We start from the raw sequence: 18,858 nt of genomic DNA, 5'->3' as shown, positions 1-18,858 counted from the left end.
GGACTCTATTGCAGGCGCTCGGCGCTGAGCTGTCGCGGGAGCTGCTCGATCACGTCGGAGGCGATGACGCCGTCCGGGCCGTCGAGCGCGCGCGCCGCGGCCTGACCGGCCAGGACGTGGACGTGCACGGCGGCGGCCGCCGCCTCGAACGGCTCCATGCCGCGGGCCAGGAACGCGCCGAGGATCCCGGACAGGACGTCGCCGGTCCCGGCGGTCGCCAGCGCGGGCGCGCCGCCGCGCGAGATCGCGACGCGGCCCACGGGCTCGGCGACGATCGTGTCGTCGCCCTTGAGGACGACCACCGCGCCGGACTGCGCCGCGGCGGCGCGCGCGGAGTCCAGGCGCGCGGCGGCGACGTCGTCGCTGCTCACGGCGAGCAGGCGCGCGAGCTCGCCGCCGTGCGGCGTCAGGACCGTCGGCGCCCCGCGTTCCCTCAGCAGCTCCAGCGCGCCCGCGTGCGCGTTGAGCCCGTCGGCATCGAGGACCAGCGCGACCTGCGCCCGCGCCGCGACCGCGCGGGCGAACGCGAGCGCCCCGTCGGTCCGGCCGATCCCCGGGCCCAGGACCAGCGCGCCCCCGCGCGCCTCGGCGCGCGAGACGACCTCGTCCGCGCCCGCCGCGCTGTGCGCGCCGTCCTCGTCGGCCAGCGGCGCGGTCATGACCTCGGTCAGCTTGACCTCGAAGATGTTGTTCAACGACCCCGGGACGCACGCCGTCACGTAGCCCGCGCCCGCGCGCATCGCGGCGGTCGACGCCAGGCACGGCGCGCCCGTCAGCCCGCGCGCGCCGCCCGCGACCAGCACGTGACCGGACGCGAACTTCGTCGAGGCCGCACCCCGGCGCGCGTAGGTCTTCAGGATGTCGTCGCCGATCAGACCGACATAGGGCACAACGGGGTTGCCGTCCTCAGGGATCCCGATGTCGACCACCTCAACAACGCCCGCGTGCTGCTTGCCCGGTGCGATCCACAGCCCCGGCATCGCGGCGTGGAACGTCACGGTGACGTCGGCCCGAACCGCGCCCGCCGCGATCGCGCCCGTCGCCGCGTCGACCCCGGACGGTACGTCCGCCGCGACGACCAGCGCCGAGGAGTTGTTGATGGCCTCGATCGCCGCCGCGACCGGCTCGCGCGGGGTGCCGCTGAAGCCCGTCCCGAGCATCGCGTCCACGACGACCTCGAAGCCGCCACCAGCGAGCAGGTCCACCGAGAACGCGACGGGCGCGTCGCCCTCCAGCGCGTCGCGCATCGCCGCCGCGTCGCCGGAGAGCTTCGCCGGGTCGCTCGTCCACGCCACCACGACCCGCCGCCCCGCGCCGCGCAGCAGCCGCGCGGCCGCGTAGCCGTCGCCGCCGTTGTTGCCGCCGCCGCAGACGACGAGCACGTCGCCGCTGGGCGCCGCGCCCGCGACCGCCCGCGCCAGCCCCTCGGCCGCGCGCTCCATCAGCGCGCCGCCGCCCATCCCCCGCTCCTCGATCGCCCACCTGTCGCTCGCGCGCAGCTGCTCGACGTCGAGCAGCGGATCAAGACCTACAGGAAGCTCGTTCATCGCACGACCGCCACAGCCCCGGCCGTTCCCCGGGAGTGCGTCAGCGACACATCGATCACGTGCCCCTGCCCGGCCAGCGCGCCATGCAGCACGACCCGCGGCGGCCCGCCCTCGGGCGTCGAGACGACCTCGATGTCCTGCCACGACCACGCATCCAACGCCAGCGCCTTGGCGACCGCCTCCTTCGCGCAGAACCGCGCGGCCAGATGCTGCCCCGGCCGCGACCGCGCCGCGGCGTACTCGCGTTCAGCCTCCGTGAACAGCCGCGCGGCGAGGGACGGCCGGCGCTCCAGCGCCGCCTCCAACCGCTCGATCTCCAGAAGGTCCAGGCCGACGCCGCTCATGGGGGTCGAGCGTAGTGGGCTCGTTGGCGGTTGGCCCGCTGGGTTGGTGGTACTGCGGCGCGTGCGGTGGGTGGTGTTCAGCGCGGCCGTGTGGGTGAGGGTGCGGGGCGTTGCTTGGAGGGCATCGATGGGAGAGTCGTTTGCTGTGGCGCCGGCGTTCGCGGTGTGGCTGGGCGTTCGTGGTGCCTCGGGGCGAAGTTCGGGGGCGAACGAAAGGGTCAACGGTGCATAGGGGTTCGCATAGGACCCAAATGCACCGTTGACCTCGCCGAAGCCCCAATTCGGCCCCGAATCGGGACCCCGAAGAGTCAACGGCAGTTAGGTGTTCGCCGAGAACACCCAACTGCCGCCGACCCACCCGTTCGGCCCCGAACCGCGCCCGGAAGCACCACCAACGCCCAGCCACACCGCCAACGGCGGCACCACACCAAACGACTCTCCCATCGATGCCCTCCAAGCCACGCGGAGCGGCACCTCAACACGGCCGCGCTGAACACCCCGGCCGCCGCGCCGCAGCACCCTCAACGCAACGAGTCCCCACCTGCGCCACCGCCCGCCGCGTCGTGCCACCGACGCGCGAGCCGCGCAGAGCGCGGCGCGCGCCGCTACTCCACCGTGACCGTCTTCGCCAAGTTCCGCGGCTGATCCACGTTCAACCCGCGCAACCGCGCGATCTTGTACGCCAACACCTGCAGCGGGATGACGGCCAGCAGCGGCTGGAGCATCCAGTCCATCGCCGGGATCCGGATGACCTCTTCGGCGTGCTCGCCGATCTCGATGTTGCCCTCCGACGCCACCGCGATGACGTGCGCGCCGCGGGCGCGGACCTCCTGGACGTTGGACACCACCTTGTCCAGGATCGGCGAGTCGGTCGCGATGCACACGACCGGCGTCGACTCGTCCAGCAGCGCGATCGGGCCGTGCTTCATCTCGCCGGCGGCGTAGGCGTCGGTCGGGATGTAGGAGATCTCCTTCAGCTTCAAGGCGCCCTCCAACGCGACCGGCAGCCCGACGTGGCGGCCCAAGTACAGGAAGAACTCCTGCTGGAAGTGCGCGGCGGCGACGCCGTCGAGATCCAAGGACGACAACAACGAGTCGATCTCGTGCGGCACGCGCTTGAGCTCGCTGACCAACCGGGTCCGCGCGTCGGCGCCGAGCGTCCCGCGCAGCTCGGCCAGGCGCAGGCCCAGCATGTACATGACGGCGACCTGGCAGACGAACGTCTTGGTCGCCGCGACGCCGATCTCCAGCCCGGCGCGCGTGTACAGGACGCCGTCGGCGTCGCGCGTCGCCTGCGACCCCATGACGTTGGTGATCGCCACGACCCGCGCGCCGCGGTCGCTCGCCAGCCGCATCGCGGCCAGCGTGTCGGCGGTCTCACCGGACTGCGTGATGCCGATCACGAGGTCGCCCGGCCCGACGACCGGGTTGCGGTAGCGGTACTCGCTTGCCACATCCATCTCGACCGGGATCCGCGCCCACTCCTCGATCGCGTAACGCCCGATCAGGCCCGCGTGGTACGAGGTGCCGCAGGCCACGACGATGATCCGGTTGACGTCCTGCAGCAGCGCCTCGTCGAAGGAGACCTCCTCGGCGAGGTCGACGCCGTCGGCGCGGACCGTGCGGTCGGCGATCGTCTCGGCGATCGCGTCGGCCTGCTCGTGGATCTCCTTCAACATGAAGGTCTCGAAGCCGCCCTTCTCGGCGGTCTCCTCGTCCCAGTCGATCTCCACGACCGGGCGCTCCAGCTCGTCGCCCGCCGGCGTCAGGAACGTCGTCCCCTCCGGCGTGATCACGACCAGCTCGTCGTTCTCGATGTACTGGACCCTGCGCGTGTAGGGCAGGAACGCCGGGATCGCGGAGGCCAGGAACGTCTCGCCCTCGCCGCGGCCGACGATCAGCGGGCACTCCTTGCGCGCGCCGACCAGCACGTCCGGCTCGTCCAGGGTCATCGCGACGAACGCGAAGTGGCCCTCGAGCTCGGCGTAGGCGGCCCGGACCGCCTCGACCAGCGACCCGGACGCCAAATGGTGGGAGACCAGGTGCGCGATGACCTCCGCGTCGGTCTCGCTCGTGAACTGCGCGCCCATGTCGGCGAGCCGGTGCTTCAGGGCCAGGTAGTTCTCGACGATTCCGTTGACCACCACGTGCACGCGGTTGGTCGTGTCGAAGTGCGGGTGCGCGTTCTCCTCGTTGACGCGCCCGTGCGTGGCCCAGCGCGTGTGGCCGATCCCGGTCGAGCCCGGGCGCACCGCGGTCGCCACGCCACCGGCGGTGCCGTCGATCGCCGCCTGCAGGTTGGCGAGGTTGCCGACCGCGCGGACCGACTCGATCTCGTCGCCCGCGATGACCGAGATCCCTGCGGAGTCGTAGCCGCGGTACTCGAGCTTCTGAAGCCCCGCGAGCAGGATGTCCTGCGCAGAGCGCTGGCCGACGTATCCGACGATGCCACACATGGCCGGACACGGTACCAGCGGCCTCCGCCGCCTCCCTGGCCCTCGGGCCAGGGCGGAACGGCCCGTTCAGACGGCCGCTTCGGCGACCACGACGGCGACGAGACGGTCGACCACCGCGTCCGTCTCCTCGGCCGTCGGCGCCTCGACCATCACGCGCACGAGCTGCTCGGTGCCCGACGGCCGGACGAGCACGCGCCCGCGGCCCTCGAGGGCGTCGCTCTCGGCGTCGATGGCCTCCGCGAGCGCCGACGACGTCATCGCCGCGTCGCGGTCGGCGACCGGGACGTTGACGAGCCGCTGCGGGATCTTCTGCATCGCCGCGCGCTCCGCCAGGTCTCCGCCGCGCAGCGCCTCCAGCGTCAGCAGCGCGCTGGCGATCCCGTCGCCCGACGGCACGAAGCTCATGTCGATGATGTGGCCCGACTGCTCGCCGCCCAGCGTCCAGCCGCGCTCGCGCAGCTCCTGCAGGACGTAGCGGTCGCCGACCGAGGTGATCGCCACCTCGACGCCGGCCTCGCGCATGCCGGTGTGGAAGCCGTAGTTGGACATGACGGTGACCGCCACGCCGCCCTTCAGCCGGCCCTTGTCGCGCAGCGACAGCGCCGCCAGCGCGATCAGCTCGTCGCCGTCCACGACGTCCCCGTTGCGGTCGACCGCCAGCACGCGGTCGCCGTCGCCGTCGAAGGCGAAGCCGAGGTCGTGGCCGCCCGCGGTGATCGCGGCGACCAGCGCGCCGAGGTGCGTCGAGCCGCACGCCGCGTTGATGTTGCGCCCGTCGGGCTCGTCGGCCATGACGGTCACGCGCGCGCCCAGGCGCCGGAAGATCTCCGGCGCGGCCTGGTAGGTCGAGCCGTTGGCGCAGTCCAGGACGACGTCGACCCCGGACAGGTCCAGGTCGCCGAAGCGCGTGTGCAGCTCGCGCAGGTAGTCCTCGAGCGTGCCGTGCAGCACGCGGACGCGGCCGATCGCGGTGCCGGCCCCGACGTCGTCGTCGAGGTGGGCCTCGATCGCCGCCTCGGTCTCGTCGGTCAGCTTGAAGCCGTCCGGGCCGAAGAACTTGATCCCGTTGTCGGCGTACGGGTTGTGCGACGCGCTGATCACCGCCGCCAGGTCGAAGCCGTAGCGGGCGATCAGCAGCGGCGCGGCGGGCGTCGGGAGGACGCCGCCGAGCAGGACGTCGCCGCCGGCAGAGGTGATGCCGGCGGCCAGCGCCGACTCCAGCATCTCGCCGGACTCGCGCGTGTCGCGGATGACGAGCACCTGCGGGCGCGCGGCGCGCGACTGGGCCGTGACGGCACGGCCCAGTCGCAGGGCGAGGTCCGCGGTGAGGACCTCGCCGGCGACACCGCGGACGCCGTCGGTTCCGAAGAGCCGGCGGGCCATCGCGGCGCCTAGCGCTTCGAGAACTGCGGCTTCTTACGCGCCTTCTTGAGGCCGGCCTTCTTGCGCTCCTTGGCACGGGCGTCGCGCGTCAGGAAGCCGCGGCGCTTGAGCTCGGTACGCAGGTTCGGGTCGGCCTCCAGCAGCGCGCGGGAGATGCCGTGGCGCAGGGCGCCGGCCTGGGCCGACACGCCGCCACCGTGCATGCGCGCGATGACGTCCATGCGGTCCTCGAAGCCGACGGTCTCCAGCGGCTGGCGGATCGTCTTCTGCAACGTGGCGCGCGGGAAGAACTCGTCCAGCGTGCGGCCGTTGATGAGGTAGTTGCCGGTGCCCGGCTTCAGGATCACGCGGGCGATCGCCGTCTTGCGCTTGCCGGTGGCGCGGTAGCGCGCGTCCTCGGCGAGCTGGATCTGCGCCGTGATCGGCTGATCCTCGACGACGTCCTCTTCATCACCGGAGGCCGTGGGCTCGTCCGGAGCGTCCGGGTCGACGTCCTCCGACCACTGGCTCGGGCGGTCCTCGCCGTCCAGGACGATGTCGACCTCGAGGTCGGCGCCCGGGATCGCCGGCTTGACGCGCGGCGTGGGCTCCTCGTAGTCGTCGTCGGACTCCTCGGCGGCGGCGGCCGGGGCGGCGTCGGCGGCGGGAGCGGCGTCGGCGGCCGCAGCGGCGTCGGCGGCCGGAGCGGCCTCGGCCTCGGCCGGGGCGTCGCCCTCGGCGGCGGGCTGCTCGGCGGGAGCCTCGTCAGCGCCCTCGATCGACTCGACGTCGGCCTCGACGATGGGCTCGTCGGGGATGCCACCGGCAGCCTGGAGCTGCTCCTCGGCGGCCTGCTCGTCCTTCGGGTCCTGCGGCGTCTGGTCCGACATCAAGAATTGATCTCCAAGGGCTGGGGCTGCTGCGCCGCGTGCGGATGCTCCGCGCCGGCGTACACCTTCAGCTTCGTGAGCTGCTTGCGGGCGAGGCGGTTGCGGGGCAGCATGCCCCTCACCGCGAGGCGGATGACTTCCTCGGGGCGACGCTCGAGCATCTCCTCGAGCGTGCGGGACTTGATCCCGCCCGGGTAGCCGGAGTGGCGGTAGTAGCGCTTCTCGGTGCGCTTGTTGCCGCTGACCGAGATCTTCTCCGCGTTGATGACGATGACGAAGTCACCGGTATCGACGTGCGGGGTGTACTCGGGCTTGCGCTTGCCACGCAGAGCGTCGGCGATCTGCGTCGCGAGCCGGCCCAGTGTCTGGCCGTTGGCATCGACGACGAGCCAGTTGCGCTCGCGGTTCTCTGAATTTGCGACGTAGGTCTTCACGGCGTTCTGTGGCCGCACGTCAGGGCGCGCGGCGACGGACGAGTGTACGGAGTGCGTTCCGATCGCAACTGCTCCGCGAGGGAGCGGGATCGAACCGCGTCGAGCCGCCTGTCGGCCCGATCCAGCCGGGAGAGTGTAGCCGGGCTGCGCCGCGTGCGCGTTCCGGGGTGCACGGTTCGGGACCGATCGCCACGCGATCCCCGTGTTCATCGAGAGTTACGCGGTCACCGACCTATACGTTAGCCTCTACGCCATGTCGTCGGATCTCCGCAGAGCACGCCGGGCGGGAGCGATCGCGACCGAGATCGAAGCGCTCGTCGCGGCGATCGGCGTGCCGCTGGAGACGCACGCCTTGCGCGTCCTCCTCGCCGACCGCGGGCGACCGACCACGGCGGAGCATCTCGCGCGCGTCGCCGCCGGCGAGCGCACGGAGTACCTTCGCACGCGCCTGCCGCCGCGCCTCGCCGTCGCCGTAACCCCGGACGGCGCGCCGCTCGTCCCGCGCTGGTGGGCCGATGGCGATTGGCGTCTTCAGCGGCGGATCCTGACCGAGGACGCGCTCCCGTTGTGGCGCGGCAAGCTCGTCGAGCGGATCTGCTCGGAGCTCATCGGCCGCCGCCGTCACGCCGCCCCTGAGCTGGTCACCCTCGTCCGGGCGACGATGGCGCGGCTCGGGCTCGACGACGAGATGCTGCGGCTCCCGGACACGCAGGACTGGCAGGACGTCCGCGCGGTCCTCCTCGACAACCTCCCCGGCGTGATCTTCGCCCACGACGTGGCGACACCCCAGCAGCACGAGGCCGAGGCGGCGCTGCTGGCCGCCGACCTGCCTGCGGCCGCGCTCTACTTCGGGCGCTGACGTCCGGGCACGGACCGAACATCTGTCCACCCGCTGGACCTTCGTCCGAGCCCGGCCGACGTACCGGGTGTGTCGGTCCCTCCTCCCAGCAGCAGCAGCTCAGCCCACGCGGCGTCGCCCGCGGTCCCGTCTCTGCACGACGAGCCGCCGGTCTCCGACGTCCCGGGCCTGATCCCGCCGCTGTCGCGCGGACGTTCGACCCGGCTCATCGGCCAGGTCGTCGTCGAGCTGGGCTTCGCCAAGGAGGAGGCGGTCGAGAGGGCCGTCGCGCACGCCCGTGAGTCCGGGCGCCTGACCGGCCGCGTCCTGATCGAGGACGGCGTCCTGACGCCGCAGCAGCTGGCCCGCGTGCTGGCCGAGCGCTTCGGCATCGAGCGCATCGACCTCACGATCTTCCGCATCGACAACGACCTCGCGCGCCTCGTCGACCCCGGCTTCGTGCGCCGCTACGACGCGATCCCGGTCGGCCAGGACGACGAGGGCCAGCTCCTGCTCGCGATGGCCGACCCGGCCAACATGCTCGCGATCGACGACGTGACGATGATCACGGGCATGGCGGTGCGCCCGGTCGTCGCCGCCTACGACGACATCCACCGCCTCAGCGTCCGCCTCGGCAACGACCTCCCGGACCTGTCGGCCGACGACGACGGGGGCGACAGCGAGGTCGACCTCACCGCGGTCCCGGACACCGACGTCACCGACCTCGGCGCCGACGACGCGGCGCCGATCATCAAGCTGGTCAACTCGGTCCTGAAGCGCGCGATCCGCCGCGGCGCCTCGGACATCCACTTCGACCCGTCCTCGGAGGACATGCACGTGATCTTCCGCGTGGACGGGATGCTCGACTCCGCCGTGACGATCCCGCGCCGCATGTCGGTCGGCGTCGTCTCGCGCGTCAAGGTCATGGCGAACCTCGACATCGCCGAGCGCCGCACGCCGCAGGACGGCCGCGTGTCGCTGCTGATCGACGGCCACGAGATCGACCTGCGCGTCGTGACGCTGCCGACCGTGCACGGCGAGGCGGTCGTCGCGCGCATCCTGGACTCGTCCTCCGCCCCGGTCGGGCTGGAGCAGATCGGGATGCTCGAGAGCGACCGCAAGAACGTCGAGGCCGCGATGGCGCGCCCGTACGGCGGCGTGCTCGTCACCGGCCCGACCGGCTCGGGCAAGTCCACCACCTTGTACTCGTGCCTGGCGCACGTCAACAACGGCACGCGCACGATCGTCACCGTCGAGGACCCGGTCGAGTACCGGATGGACGGCGTCAAGCAGATGGCCATCAACAACAAGGCGAAGATGACGTTCGCCGGCGGGTTGAAGGCGATCATGCGCGCCGACCCGGACATCATCATGGTCGGCGAGATCCGCGACGGCGAGACCGCGCACATCGCGGTCGAGGCGGCGCTGACCGGCCACCTCGTCCTCTCCACGCTGCACACCCGTGACGCGCCGAACGCGGTCTCGCGCCTGCTGGACATGGGCGTCGAGCCGTTCCTGCTCTCCAGCGCGATCGACTGCGTCGTCGCCCAGCGCCTGGCGCGCAGGCTCTGCGACCACTGCAAGAGGGCCGTGCGCGTCGAGCAGCACGTCATGCACGACCACGGCTTCGAGGTCGAGGGCCCGGTCGAGATCTTCAAGCCCGGCGGCTGCGACCGCTGCAACCAGACCGGCTACCGCGGCCGCCTCGGCATCTTCGAGGTCCTCAGGATGAACGAGGAGATCCGCGAGCTGATCCTCAAGCGCTCCTCGGCCGACGAGATCGCCCACGTCGCCGTCGCGCAGGGCATGAAGCGCCTGCGCGAGGACGGCTGCGACAAGGTCCTGCTCGGGCTGACGTCGCCCGAAGAAGTGCTCCGCGTCACCGCCGCGGGCTAGCGCCCCGGCATCCACTTCTCGATGTACTTGGTCCCGTCGGTCGCGCCTGCGCCCGACGTGATCCCGGCGTGGTCGATGCCGGCGACCTTGTTGTAGGTCAACGGCGTGCCACGGCCGGTGAGCGTCTTGGCGAGGTCGTCGGTGAAGAGCGGGATGACGGTCGTGTCGGCGCTGCCCTGCTCGATCCGGACGCGGCTGGCAATCCTCAGGTTGGTCGGGTCCTGGGCGTCGAGGAGCCTCCGCAGCGTCGTGAAGCTCGCGCCCTGCTGGAAGAGCGACGCGGGCGTGAGGTTCTGCGTCGTCGCGGTCCCGGCGAGCGTGCCGAGGCACTGCGTCCTGGCGTCGGCGACGAGGCCGCTGCCGGCCGGGGTCAGCACGGGCGTGACGCCGGCGCTCCGGCCGGCGGCCTCGAGCCCGGCGCCGATCGTCGCGACGAGCGCGGTGAGGCCCGCGTTGGGCTGCGTGAGCGACGTCGTCAGCGGGATCTGCTCGTCCAGGTGGGAGGCGGGCGCGTAGGCGACGGTCCCGCGCAGGTGCAGCTCCGGCGTGTACTTCGGCGCCTCGGCGGCGGCGAAGAGCGCGGCGTGGCCGCCCTGTGAGTGGCCGGAGATGACCATGTTGGTGGACAACGCCCCCGGCAGCGCCGCGCGGGCGGCGCGGACCATGTCGAGAACCGAGTGGCCCTCGGAGGCGCCGATCAGGTACTGGTGGTCCCCGGCCGTGCCGAGCCCCTGGTAGTCGGTCCGGACGATCGCGTAGCCGGCCTTCAGCCAGCGCGTGAACAGCGGGTAGATGTAGGCGTTGTAGCCGTGCGCGGCGGCGGTCGCGGAGTCCAGCGACGGCGCGCACTGGTCGGCGATGCCCGATGTCCCGTGCGCCCATGTGATGACCGGCCAGCCACCCTTGGGCGTCCTGCCCTTCGGGATCGAGACGACGCCGGAGGCCGGGACTGCGCGGCCGGCCGCGTCGGTGGTCCGGTAGATCACCAGCTGCGTCCTGCCGGCGCCCGCGACCGCGGGTTCACCGCCGAGCGCCTTGTGCCGGATCACGTCGCCGTGGCGCTTGCCCGGCAGCCTGCTCGGCGTCCGGTAGTAGGCGTTGGACGGCTCGTCCGCACCCGCGACCGCGACGTACAACAAGGACAGCGCCGCGACGGCGGCGACCACGAAGCGACCCATCGCGCGACCCTAGTCCCTCCTGGCCGCCGCGCCTAGCCAGGCCGGTCCGGGCGCGCGGACGAATAGCGCTACGCACCGTCGGCGAACTGACACCCGGGCTACCCGAACGGCGTGAGGGACCGACCAAACGGGACGTTGCTGTTCCCCCCTCACGAAGCAAGTTGGTGATGCTCCTCATGCGCCGAAGCGCGCTTGCGGTCTTCGCGACCGCCATGCTGTCCCCCGCCCTCGTGGCCCCCGCCGCCCTGGCCACCCCCGTCTCGCCCTGGACCACCCCGGTCGACCTCGGCGTCGCCGGCCACAACAACCAGTACCCCAAGGCGTCGATGGGCGCCGGTGGCGACGTCACCGCCGTCATCCGCGACAGCGCCGGCTTCGCGAGCGCGCTCGTGGCCCAGAGCCACCCCGCCGGTGGCAGCTGGAGCGCGACGACGACGCTCTCGGACCCCGCGAAGGCCATCGGCGAGTACGCCATCGCGACCTCGCCGGCCGACGACGCCGCGGTCGCGGTCTGGGGCCAGAACACCCCGACGACCATGCCGGGCTTCCCCGGGATGACGATGCCCGGGCCGAACCAGATCTACGTCGCCTCCCGCGCCGCGGGTGGCGCCTGGGGCACGGCGAGCGCGCTGTCGCCCGATCCCGCGACCTCCGCCGCCAGCGCGCCGTCGGCCGCCCTGGGCGCCGACGGCCGCGCGATCGCGCTCTGGACCCAGCAGGACCTGAACGTGTACGCGTCGATCCGCTCCGCCGATGGGACGTGGGGCACGCCGGTCGTCCTCGGCACCGGCGCCAGCGGCGTCCAGCAGACCGCGGTCGCCTGGCGCCCCGACGGCTCGGCCGTCGCCGTGTGGGAACGCTACGGCCAGCTGGAGAGCGCGGTGCTGCACGGCGCGACGTGGTCGTCGGTCACGCCGCTCGGCGCCGGCTACTCGATCCAGTTGGCGCTCGACGGCGCCGGCCGCGCGACGATCGCCTACCAGGGCACGTCGGGCAGGAGCGAGCAGGTCCGCTCGCAGGCGCTCGACGACACCTGGGGCGCCGCGCACCAGGTCTCGGTCGACACCCCCGGCGAGAGCTACTACGTCCCGTCGCTGTCGGTCGCGTCCGACGGCACCGCGGTCGTCTCCTGGGCCGAGGAGCCCAACGGCAACCCGTACTTCGCCGCGACGCGCGACGCGAACGGCACGTGGTCGGCGCCGGTCCAGGTCGGCACCGGCGGCTGGCTCGGCGGCGGCGCGTCCGCCGGCGACGGCGGCTTCGCCGCGCTGGCGTGGCCGGGCGACTCCGGCTCCTCCCCCTCGATGCAGACGCCGGTGCTCACCGGCAGCTCGTGGTCGACCCCCGACGTCCAGGCGTGGGGCTCGGCCAACGGCGACAGCCCGGTGCTCGCGGGCGACGGCCACGGCAGCGCGGTCGCCGTGTTCACCGACAACTCGGGCGGCGCCCACGCGTCGTTCCTGGACCACTCGGGCCCGTACCTGCGTGGCCTCGACGTCCCGTCGAGCGCGGTCGCGGGCCACGCGTACGCGCCCTCGGTCAACCCGGTCGACGCGTTCTCGGCGACCGGCGACACGACCTGGGACTTCGGCGACGGCACCGCGCCGGTGACCGGCGCGACGCCGTCGCACACCTACGCCGCGGCCGGCACCTACACGGTGACGATCGCGTCGCAGGACGCCCACGGCAACACGACGACGGCGACCCGCACGGTGACGGTCACCGCGGCGCCCGCCGGCGGCGACACGCCGAGCGATCAGCCGACGAGCACCACGACCGCGACGACGCCGTCGACCACGACCACCACGACGACGACCAGGACCGCCGACAAGGCCCCGGCGCCCACGCCGGCCGCCGGGCCGAAGCAGGCGGCGCCGACGGTCATGCTCGCGCACACGCAGAGGCTGGCGACGGTCCTCGCCCGCCAGGCGATCCGGACGACGGTCGTCGCACCGGGCGCCGGCACGATCAGCGTCACCGCGACGGTCTCGAAGGCCGACGCCAGGAAGCTGGGCCTGAAGTCGACGCGCCTCGGCGCGCAGACGACGAAGGTCGCCAGCGGCAGGCCGGTCCCGGTCGCGCTGAAGCTCAGCAGGACCACTCGCAACCGTGCGGCCAAGTTGAAGTCCTTGACCGTCACGCTGACGGTCACCTTCACCGCCGCCGACGGCACGAAGACGACCACGACCACCAAGCTGGCCGCCCGCGCCTAGCCGCAGAACGCGAGAGGGCGGCCGCTCGGCCGCCCTCTCGTCAGGTCACTCCCACTCGATCGTGCCTGGCGGCTTGGACGTGATGTCCAAGACCACGCGGTTGACCTCGCGCAGCTCGTTGATCATGCGCGAGGCGATCTGCTCGAGCAGGTCGTAGGGCAGGCGCGCCCAGTCGGCGGTCATCGCGTCGTCGCTGGTCACCGCGCGGATGACGACGACGTAGCCGTAGGTGCGCTCGTCGCCCTGGACGCCGACCGTGCGGACGTCGGGCAGGACGCAGAAGGACTGCCACAGCTCGCGGTAGAGCCCGGCGTTGCGGATCTCGTCCTGCAGGATGTAGTCGGCGTCGCGCAGGACGTCCAACCGCTCCTTGGTCGCCTCGCCGCCGACGACGCGGATCGCCAGGCCGGGGCCCGGGAACGGCTGGCGCCACACGAGCCGCTCGGGCAGCCCGAGCTCGGCGCCGACCGCGCGGACCTCGTCCTTGAACAGCGCGCGCAGCGGCTCGACCAGCTCGAACTCGAGGTCCTCGGGCAGGCCGCCGACGTTGTGATGGGACTTGATCGTCGCCGCGCCGGTGCCGCCGCCGCTCTCGATCACGTCGGAGTACAGCGTGCCCTGGACGAGGAACTTGGCGTCGCCGATCTTGGCCGCCTCCTCCTCGAAGACGCGGATGAACTCGGCGCCGATGATCCTGCGCTTGGCCTCCGGCTCGGACACGCCCGCGAGCTTGTCCAGGAACCGGTCCTCGGCGTCGACGGCCACCAGCGGGATCTTGTACTGGTCGCGGAAGGCCTTGATGACCTGCTCGCCCTCGTTCTTCCGCATCAACCCGTGGTCGACGAAGATGCACGTGAGCTGGTCGCCGATCGCGCGGTGCACGAGCACGGCGGCCACGGAGGAATCCACGCCGCCGGACAGCCCGCAGATGACCTTGGCGGTCCCGACCTGAGCGCGGATCCGCTCGATCTGCTCCTCGACGATCGACGCGGCCGACCACTCCAGGTCGGCGCCGCAGACGTCGCGCAGGAACGTCTTGAGCACCTCGGTCCCGTAGGGCGTGTGCACGACCTCGGGGTGGAACTGGATGCCGTAGATCCCGCGCTCGGTCGACTCGAACGCCGCCACCGGCGACGCCGTCGAGGACGCCAGCGCGGTGAACTCCGGCGGCGCCTCGAAGACCGTGTCGCGGTGCGACATCCAGCACGACTGCTCCTCGGGCAGGCCCTTGAAGAGCGTCCCGTGCTCGCGCACGGTCAGCTGGGAGCGACCGAACTCGCCGACCTCGGCGCCCTCGACCTTGCCGCCGAGCTTGAGCGCCAGCAGCTGCATGCCGTAGCAGATGCCCAGCACCGGGATGCCGAGCTCCAGCAGCTCCGGATCCAGCTTCGGCGCGCCGTCGGCGTACACCGACGCCGGGCCGCCGGACAGGATCAGGCCCTTCGGCCTGCGCTTGCGGACCTCGGCCGCCCCGACGTGGTGGGGCAGCAGCTCGCTGAACACACCGCACTCGCGGACGCGCCGCGCGATCAGCTGCGAGTACTGCCCGCCGTAGTCGAGGACGACGACCTCGTCGACCGCCGTCGGGCGGTCGACGGGCGCCGATTCGTCAGCGAGCTCCGTGGCCGCCGTCGAGGCGGTGACGAGGTGGTCTGTCATGTTGTTGTAGGACTACGCGACGCCGGCGGGCGTCTTGTCCTCGGCGGCCGACGGGCTGTGCGCCCCGACCGCCGCGCCGCGCGAGCCCATGCCCACGGACTGCGAGGTCTGGAGCTGCTTGCCCTCGGTCTGCAGCGACGGGGCGATCATCAGCTCCGCGCGGTTGAACTCGGCGATGTCCTGGTAGCCGCAGGTGGCCATCGAGGTGCGCAGGCCGCCCATCAGGTTGAACGTGCCGTCGTTCTCGCGGGCCGGGCCGACGAGGATCTCCTCGAGCGTGCCGTTCTGCGTCGTCGCCACGCGCGCGCCGCGCGGGAGCGTCGGGTGGAACGTCGCCATGCCCCAGTGGAAGCCGCGGCCCGGCGCCTCGTGGGCGCGAGCGAGCGGGGAGCCGATCATGACCGCGTCGGCGCCGCAGGCGATCGCCTTCGACACGTCGCCGCCGTTGCGCATGCCGCCGTCGGCGATGACGCGGACGTACTCGCCGGTCTCCAGCATGTGCTGGGAGCGGGCGGCCGCGACGTCGGCGATCGCCGTCGCCTGCGGGACGCCGATGCCCAGGACGCCGCGCGTGGTGCACGCCGCGCCGGGACCGACACCGACAAGAACGCCGGCCGCGCCGGTGCGCATCAGGTGCAGACCCGTGTGGTACGAAGCACAGCCGCCGACGACGACCGGAACCGGCAGGTCGGCGATGAACTCCTTGAGGTTCAGCGCCTCGGAGGTCTGCGAGACGTGCTCGGCGGAGACGACCGTGCCCTGGATGACCAGGATGTCGAGGCCCGCGTCGAGGCACTTCTCGTAGTACTTGTTGACGCGCTGCGGGGTCAGCGAGGCGGCGGTGACGACGCCCTGCTCCTTGATCTCGCGGATGCGCTGGACCATCAGGTCCTCGTCGATCGGCGCGCGGTAGATCTCCTGCATCTCGCGCGTCGCGACGTCCTTGGGCAGCGCGGCGATGCGCTCCAGCTGCTCGTCGGCGTCCTCGTAGCGGGCGAAGATGCCCTCGAGGTTCAGGACGGCGAGGCCGCCGAGCTTGCCGATGATGCCCGCGGTGCGCGGCGAGACGACGCCGTCCATCGCCGACGCGAGCAGCGGCAGCTCGAAGCGGTAGTCGCCGAGCTTCCAGGAGACGTCGACGTCGTCGGGGTCACGCGTGCGTCGTGAAGGCACGATCGCGATGTCGTCGAATCCATAGGCGCGGCGGGCCTTCTTCCCGCGGCCGATCTCGATCTCCATGAGGCGAATCCTAGGTCTGGGGCCGGACGAAAAGACCCCGCGCAGGCGGGGTCCAGGATGGGCGTTGCGGCGTGGTGTGGCGGCAACCAGTCACGCCCGATTCAGAGTAGCAATCGGTTCGTACGGAACCGAACCCCCAACGGGGTGAAGCGCACTCCGCGCGGTGTGAGCTACGTCACTTCGGCGGGCGCCGACAACATCCTGACGTCGACCTCGCCCTGGCTGAGCATCCTGTCGACCAGGCCCGGCTCGATGATCCCCGCGCCGAGGTGGTTGGTCGACTCGGCGCCGCAGGCGACGCCGTAGGCCAGGCAGTCCGACGGCGACTTGCCCGAGTAGCGCGCGGCGACGTAGCCGGCCAGGAACGCGTCGCCCGCGCCGACGCCGGCGACGTCCTCGCGCGGCGGGACGCTGACCCGGAAGCGCTGGAGCTGGCCGTCGACCTTGAGGCACGCGACGCAGCCGTCCTCGAGCGTCATGATCGCCTCGCGGGCGCCCTGCTCGACCATCTCGCCGACGGCGATCAGGCGGTCCTCGTCGTCGTTGAACTCGTGGCCGACGAGCTCCTCGGCCTCCAGGACGTTGGGCGAGATCACGTCGGGCTCGGCGCGCGTCGCGTGGCGCAGCGGCTCGCCGTCGGTGTCGATCAGCGTCAGCACGGCGGACTTGCGCAGCTCGCGGATGATCGAGGCGTAGATCGCCGGGTCGACGCCGCGCGGCAGCGAGCCGGCGATGACGACCATGTCGGCGCCGCGCGCGAGGTAGAGCAGCTTGTCGCGGAACAGCTGGATCTCGTTGTCGGTGACCGCGGGGCCGCGCTCGTTGATCTCGGTCTGCTGGCCGTTGGTCGGGTCGAAGACGCTCGTGTTCGTGCGCGACTCCTCGCGGATCCGCACGAAGTCGTTGAGGATCGACTCCTCGGTGAGCTGGTCGACGATCCGCGTGCCGGTCGGGCCGCCCGCGAAGCCGGTGGCGATCACCGGCTGGCCGAGCGTCTTCAGCGCGCGGGCGATGTTGACGCCCTTGCCGCCCGCGGCCGTGCGCTGCTCGACCGTGCGATGGCGGCGGCCGAGCCGGAAGTTCGGCACGGAGAGCGACTTGTCGATCGCTGCGTTGAGGGTGACGGTGATGATCACGCGACGGGAGCTTCGGCTTCCCTCTGTGCGCGACGCCTCTGCCTGCGCCGCACCGCGCGCCGCCGGAGCAGCACGAGGTAGAGGCTACAGACGCCGAAGGCGGCGAGCAGGAGGAGGGTCACCGGGCTGCCGAGCCAGTCGCGCAGGCGGTCGAAGAACGTGGCGGCGTCGACCGCGTCGGCGGTGACGACCGGGACGCGCGCGACGACCCTGCCGCGCTGGGTCACGGTGAGCGTCCCGACCTCGGCGCCCTTGGCCAGAGGGCCGTCGATCGTCTTGGGCAGGTCGTGGACGGTGACGACGAGCCTGTCGCCGCGGCGCGCGGTCCGGGTGACCGTCTTCGACGCCAGCAGGTTGACGTGCGTGTCACGGTGGGCGAGCCTGGACTGGCCGACGAGCTGGCCCTTCCTGATCGCCGTGACGACGTGGTAGCGGGCCAGGCCGTACTTCAGGAGCGCGAGCGAGTCGGCGTCACGGGCCGCCTCGGACGGGTCGTCGAGGACGACGGAGACGACGTTGATCCCGTTCCTGGTCGCCGAGCCGACGAGGATGTAGCCGCTGGAGTTCGTGTGGCCGGTCTTGACGCCGTTGACGTAAGGGACGTCGCGGACCAGCAGGTTGCGGTTGGCGAACGTGCGCGGGTGCGCGCCGGAGGTCAGCGTGACCTGCTTGGAGTCCACGGTCGCGCGCAGGAACCTGTTCTGGCGCAGGACGAGCGCCATCTTCGCGAGGTCCGACGCGGTCGAGTAGTTCTCCTCGTTGTCGAGCCCGATCGGGTTGGCGAAGTGCGTGTCCTTCAGGCCGAGCTGCCTGGCCTTGGCGTTCATCATCGCCACGAACCTCTCGCGGCTGCCGGCGACGCGCTCGGCCAGCGTGGCGGCGGCGTCGTTGGCGCTCGTGACCAGGAGCGCCCTGAGCAGGTCGCGGACCGTGACGTGCTCGCCGGGGCCGAAGCCGGCCTGCGACTCGATCGGCGCCGCGTGGTAGTCGACGGTCGTCATGACGTCGTCGAGCGAGGCGTGCTCGACGGTGACCAGCGCGGTCATGATCTTGGTCGTCGAGGCGATGCCGCGGCGCTGGTTGGCGTTGCGCTGGAAGACGATGTCGCCGGTCGCGGGCTCGACGAGGATCGCGGCGGGCGCGGTGATCCTCGGGGCCCTGGTGGCGGTCGCGGTCTGGGCGCGCGCCGTGGGCGGGGCGACGGCCGTCGCCAGGAGGAGCGCGGCGAGGGCGGCCAGCAGCAGCGCGGTCAGCACGCCGCCCGCCGCCCGCTTGGGTGCGGACGCGGTGGCGGTCATCGGGGCAGCTTGAGCTTCTGGCCTGGGTGCAAGGCGGCGGGGTCGACCTTCGGGTTGGCGGCGGCGAGGGCGGCGACGTCGACGCCCTGCTTGGCGGCGATCGACGACAGCGAGTCGCCCGGCCTCACGGTGTAGGTGGTCCTCTTGACCCCCTGCCTCCTGGTGGTCGTCGTCCTGACCGCCCTGTTCCTCGACGTCCTCGTCGAGGACGTCGTCTGCGTCGTCCTGTCGTCCCTGTTGAGGATCTCGTGGTCGACGACGGCGTAGATGGCGAACGCGCAGGCCACGAGGGCCAGCGGGGCCAGCCAACGAGCGGGTGATCGGCGGCGCATCAGGCAGGCAGGATAGGGAGCGCTCCGGTCACCCCG

Annotated in this window: 15 protein-coding genes; 3 read left to right on the top strand and 12 right to left on the bottom strand. The window is 72.2% G+C overall.

Features of this window, described 5'->3' with window-relative positions:
* Window positions 1–5: 5 nt before the first annotated feature.
* The 6 genes from H030_RS30930 to rplM form a co-directional block, all read right to left on the bottom strand.
* Window positions 6–1,547, bottom strand: a complete 1,542-nt coding sequence (locus H030_RS30930; RefSeq protein ID WP_035126074.1) for a bifunctional ADP-dependent NAD(P)H-hydrate dehydratase/NAD(P)H-hydrate epimerase — start codon at window positions 1,545–1,547, stop codon at window positions 6–8.
* A complete protein-coding gene (locus tag H030_RS0110160) occupies window positions 1,544–1,891 on the bottom strand; it encodes a holo-ACP synthase (RefSeq protein ID WP_027006043.1) in 348 nt (115 codons plus the stop codon). The genes H030_RS30930 and H030_RS0110160 overlap by 4 nt, the downstream gene beginning before the upstream one ends.
* 605 nt (window positions 1,892–2,496) lie before the next feature.
* The gene (gene glmS, locus H030_RS0110155) at window positions 2,497–4,347 is read right to left on the bottom strand and encodes a glutamine--fructose-6-phosphate transaminase (isomerizing) (protein ID WP_027006042.1); all 1,851 of its coding nucleotides are present in this window, start codon (window positions 4,345–4,347) and stop codon (window positions 2,497–2,499) included.
* 66 nt (window positions 4,348–4,413) lie between these two features.
* A complete protein-coding gene (glmM, locus tag H030_RS0110150; protein ID WP_027006041.1) occupies window positions 4,414–5,730 on the bottom strand; it encodes a phosphoglucosamine mutase in 1,317 nt (438 codons plus the stop codon).
* An 8-nt stretch (window positions 5,731–5,738) separates the two neighbouring features.
* Complete coding sequence (gene rpsI / locus H030_RS40645; protein WP_081690656.1) at window positions 5,739–6,599, bottom strand: 30S ribosomal protein S9; 861 nt, start codon at window positions 6,597–6,599, stop codon at window positions 5,739–5,741.
* On the bottom strand, window positions 6,599–7,033 hold the full coding sequence (rplM, locus tag H030_RS0110140) for a 50S ribosomal protein L13 (protein ID WP_027006039.1): 435 nt from the start codon (window positions 7,031–7,033) through the stop codon (window positions 6,599–6,601). The genes rpsI and rplM overlap by 1 nt, the downstream gene beginning before the upstream one ends.
* A gap of 253 nt (window positions 7,034–7,286) precedes the next feature.
* Between rplM and H030_RS0110135 the strand changes: the two genes are divergently transcribed.
* Window positions 7,287–7,892, top strand: coding sequence for a hypothetical protein (locus H030_RS0110135; RefSeq protein WP_027006038.1), 606 nt, complete (start codon window positions 7,287–7,289; stop codon window positions 7,890–7,892).
* 69 nt (window positions 7,893–7,961) lie between these two features.
* Window positions 7,962–9,767 (top strand): GspE/PulE family protein, encoded by a 1,806-nt coding sequence (locus tag H030_RS0110130; protein WP_051222250.1) that lies wholly within the window; start codon window positions 7,962–7,964, stop codon window positions 9,765–9,767.
* Here the strand turns inward: H030_RS0110130 and H030_RS36825 are convergent.
* Window positions 9,764–10,945: a lipase family protein gene (locus H030_RS36825; protein ID WP_051222248.1), complete on the bottom strand. Its 1,182-nt coding sequence runs from the start codon at window positions 10,943–10,945 to the stop codon at window positions 9,764–9,766. The genes H030_RS0110130 and H030_RS36825 overlap by 4 nt on opposite strands.
* 176 nt (window positions 10,946–11,121) lie before the next feature.
* Between H030_RS36825 and H030_RS0110120 the strand changes: the two genes are divergently transcribed.
* A complete protein-coding gene (locus H030_RS0110120) occupies window positions 11,122–13,158 on the top strand; it encodes a PKD domain-containing protein (protein WP_231398397.1) in 2,037 nt (678 codons plus the stop codon).
* A gap of 45 nt (window positions 13,159–13,203) precedes the next feature.
* Here H030_RS0110120 and guaA read toward each other — a convergent pair whose 3' ends face one another.
* The 5 genes from guaA to H030_RS0110095 form a co-directional block, all read right to left on the bottom strand.
* Complete coding sequence (gene guaA, locus H030_RS30920) at window positions 13,204–14,817, bottom strand: glutamine-hydrolyzing GMP synthase (RefSeq protein ID WP_081690655.1); 1,614 nt, start codon at window positions 14,815–14,817, stop codon at window positions 13,204–13,206.
* A gap of 12 nt (window positions 14,818–14,829) precedes the next feature.
* Window positions 14,830–16,056, bottom strand: a complete 1,227-nt coding sequence (locus tag H030_RS30915; RefSeq protein ID WP_051222246.1) for a GuaB3 family IMP dehydrogenase-related protein — start codon at window positions 16,054–16,056, stop codon at window positions 14,830–14,832.
* 170 nt (window positions 16,057–16,226) lie between these two features.
* Window positions 16,227–17,192 carry a 1-phosphofructokinase family hexose kinase gene (locus tag H030_RS0110105; RefSeq protein ID WP_027006035.1) on the bottom strand — a complete coding sequence of 322 codons (966 nt, stop codon included), beginning with the start codon at window positions 17,190–17,192 and terminating at the stop codon, window positions 16,227–16,229.
* Complete coding sequence (locus H030_RS0110100) at window positions 17,189–18,490, bottom strand: D-alanyl-D-alanine carboxypeptidase family protein (RefSeq protein ID WP_027006034.1); 1,302 nt, start codon at window positions 18,488–18,490, stop codon at window positions 17,189–17,191. The genes H030_RS0110105 and H030_RS0110100 overlap by 4 nt, the downstream gene beginning before the upstream one ends.
* Complete coding sequence (locus H030_RS0110095) at window positions 18,487–18,822, bottom strand: LysM peptidoglycan-binding domain-containing protein (RefSeq protein ID WP_081690654.1); 336 nt, start codon at window positions 18,820–18,822, stop codon at window positions 18,487–18,489. Before H030_RS0110095 ends, H030_RS0110100 begins: the two co-directional genes overlap by 4 nt.
* Window positions 18,823–18,858 lie beyond the last annotated feature (36 nt).

Origin of the sequence: Conexibacter woesei Iso977N, from assembly GCF_000424625.1 — a bacterium.
Lineage (GTDB): Bacteria > Actinomycetota > Thermoleophilia > Solirubrobacterales > Solirubrobacteraceae > Baekduia > Baekduia woesei_A.
This window is presented reverse-complemented; position numbering and strand designations above follow the sequence as displayed.

What these genes read in the sequence shown, in the direction of transcription:
- H030_RS0110160 (WP_027006043.1), bottom strand. Translation starts at nt 1,891, where the DNA reads ATGAGCGGCGTCGGCCTGGACCTTCTGGAGATCGAGCGGTTGGAGGCG.
- H030_RS0110120 (WP_231398397.1), top strand. Translation starts at nt 11,122, where the DNA reads ATGCGCCGAAGCGCGCTTGCGGTCTTCGCGACCGCCATGCTGTCCCCC.
- H030_RS36825 (WP_051222248.1), bottom strand. Translation starts at nt 10,945, where the DNA reads ATGGGTCGCTTCGTGGTCGCCGCCGTCGCGGCGCTGTCCTTGTTGTAC.
- glmM (WP_027006041.1), bottom strand. Translation starts at nt 5,730, where the DNA reads ATGGCCCGCCGGCTCTTCGGAACCGACGGCGTCCGCGGTGTCGCCGGC.
- H030_RS30915 (WP_051222246.1), bottom strand. Translation starts at nt 16,056, where the DNA reads ATGGAGATCGAGATCGGCCGCGGGAAGAAGGCCCGCCGCGCCTATGGA.
- guaA (WP_081690655.1), bottom strand. Translation starts at nt 14,817, where the DNA reads ATGACAGACCACCTCGTCACCGCCTCGACGGCGGCCACGGAGCTCGCT.
- glmS (WP_027006042.1), bottom strand. Translation starts at nt 4,347, where the DNA reads ATGTGTGGCATCGTCGGATACGTCGGCCAGCGCTCTGCGCAGGACATC.
- H030_RS0110135 (WP_027006038.1), top strand. Translation starts at nt 7,287, where the DNA reads ATGTCGTCGGATCTCCGCAGAGCACGCCGGGCGGGAGCGATCGCGACC.
- H030_RS0110100 (WP_027006034.1), bottom strand. Translation starts at nt 18,490, where the DNA reads ATGACCGCCACCGCGTCCGCACCCAAGCGGGCGGCGGGCGGCGTGCTG.
- H030_RS0110095 (WP_081690654.1), bottom strand. Translation starts at nt 18,822, where the DNA reads ATGCGCCGCCGATCACCCGCTCGTTGGCTGGCCCCGCTGGCCCTCGTG.
- rpsI (WP_081690656.1), bottom strand. Translation starts at nt 6,599, where the DNA reads ATGTCGGACCAGACGCCGCAGGACCCGAAGGACGAGCAGGCCGCCGAG.
- H030_RS30930 (WP_035126074.1), bottom strand. Translation starts at nt 1,547, where the DNA reads ATGAACGAGCTTCCTGTAGGTCTTGATCCGCTGCTCGACGTCGAGCAG.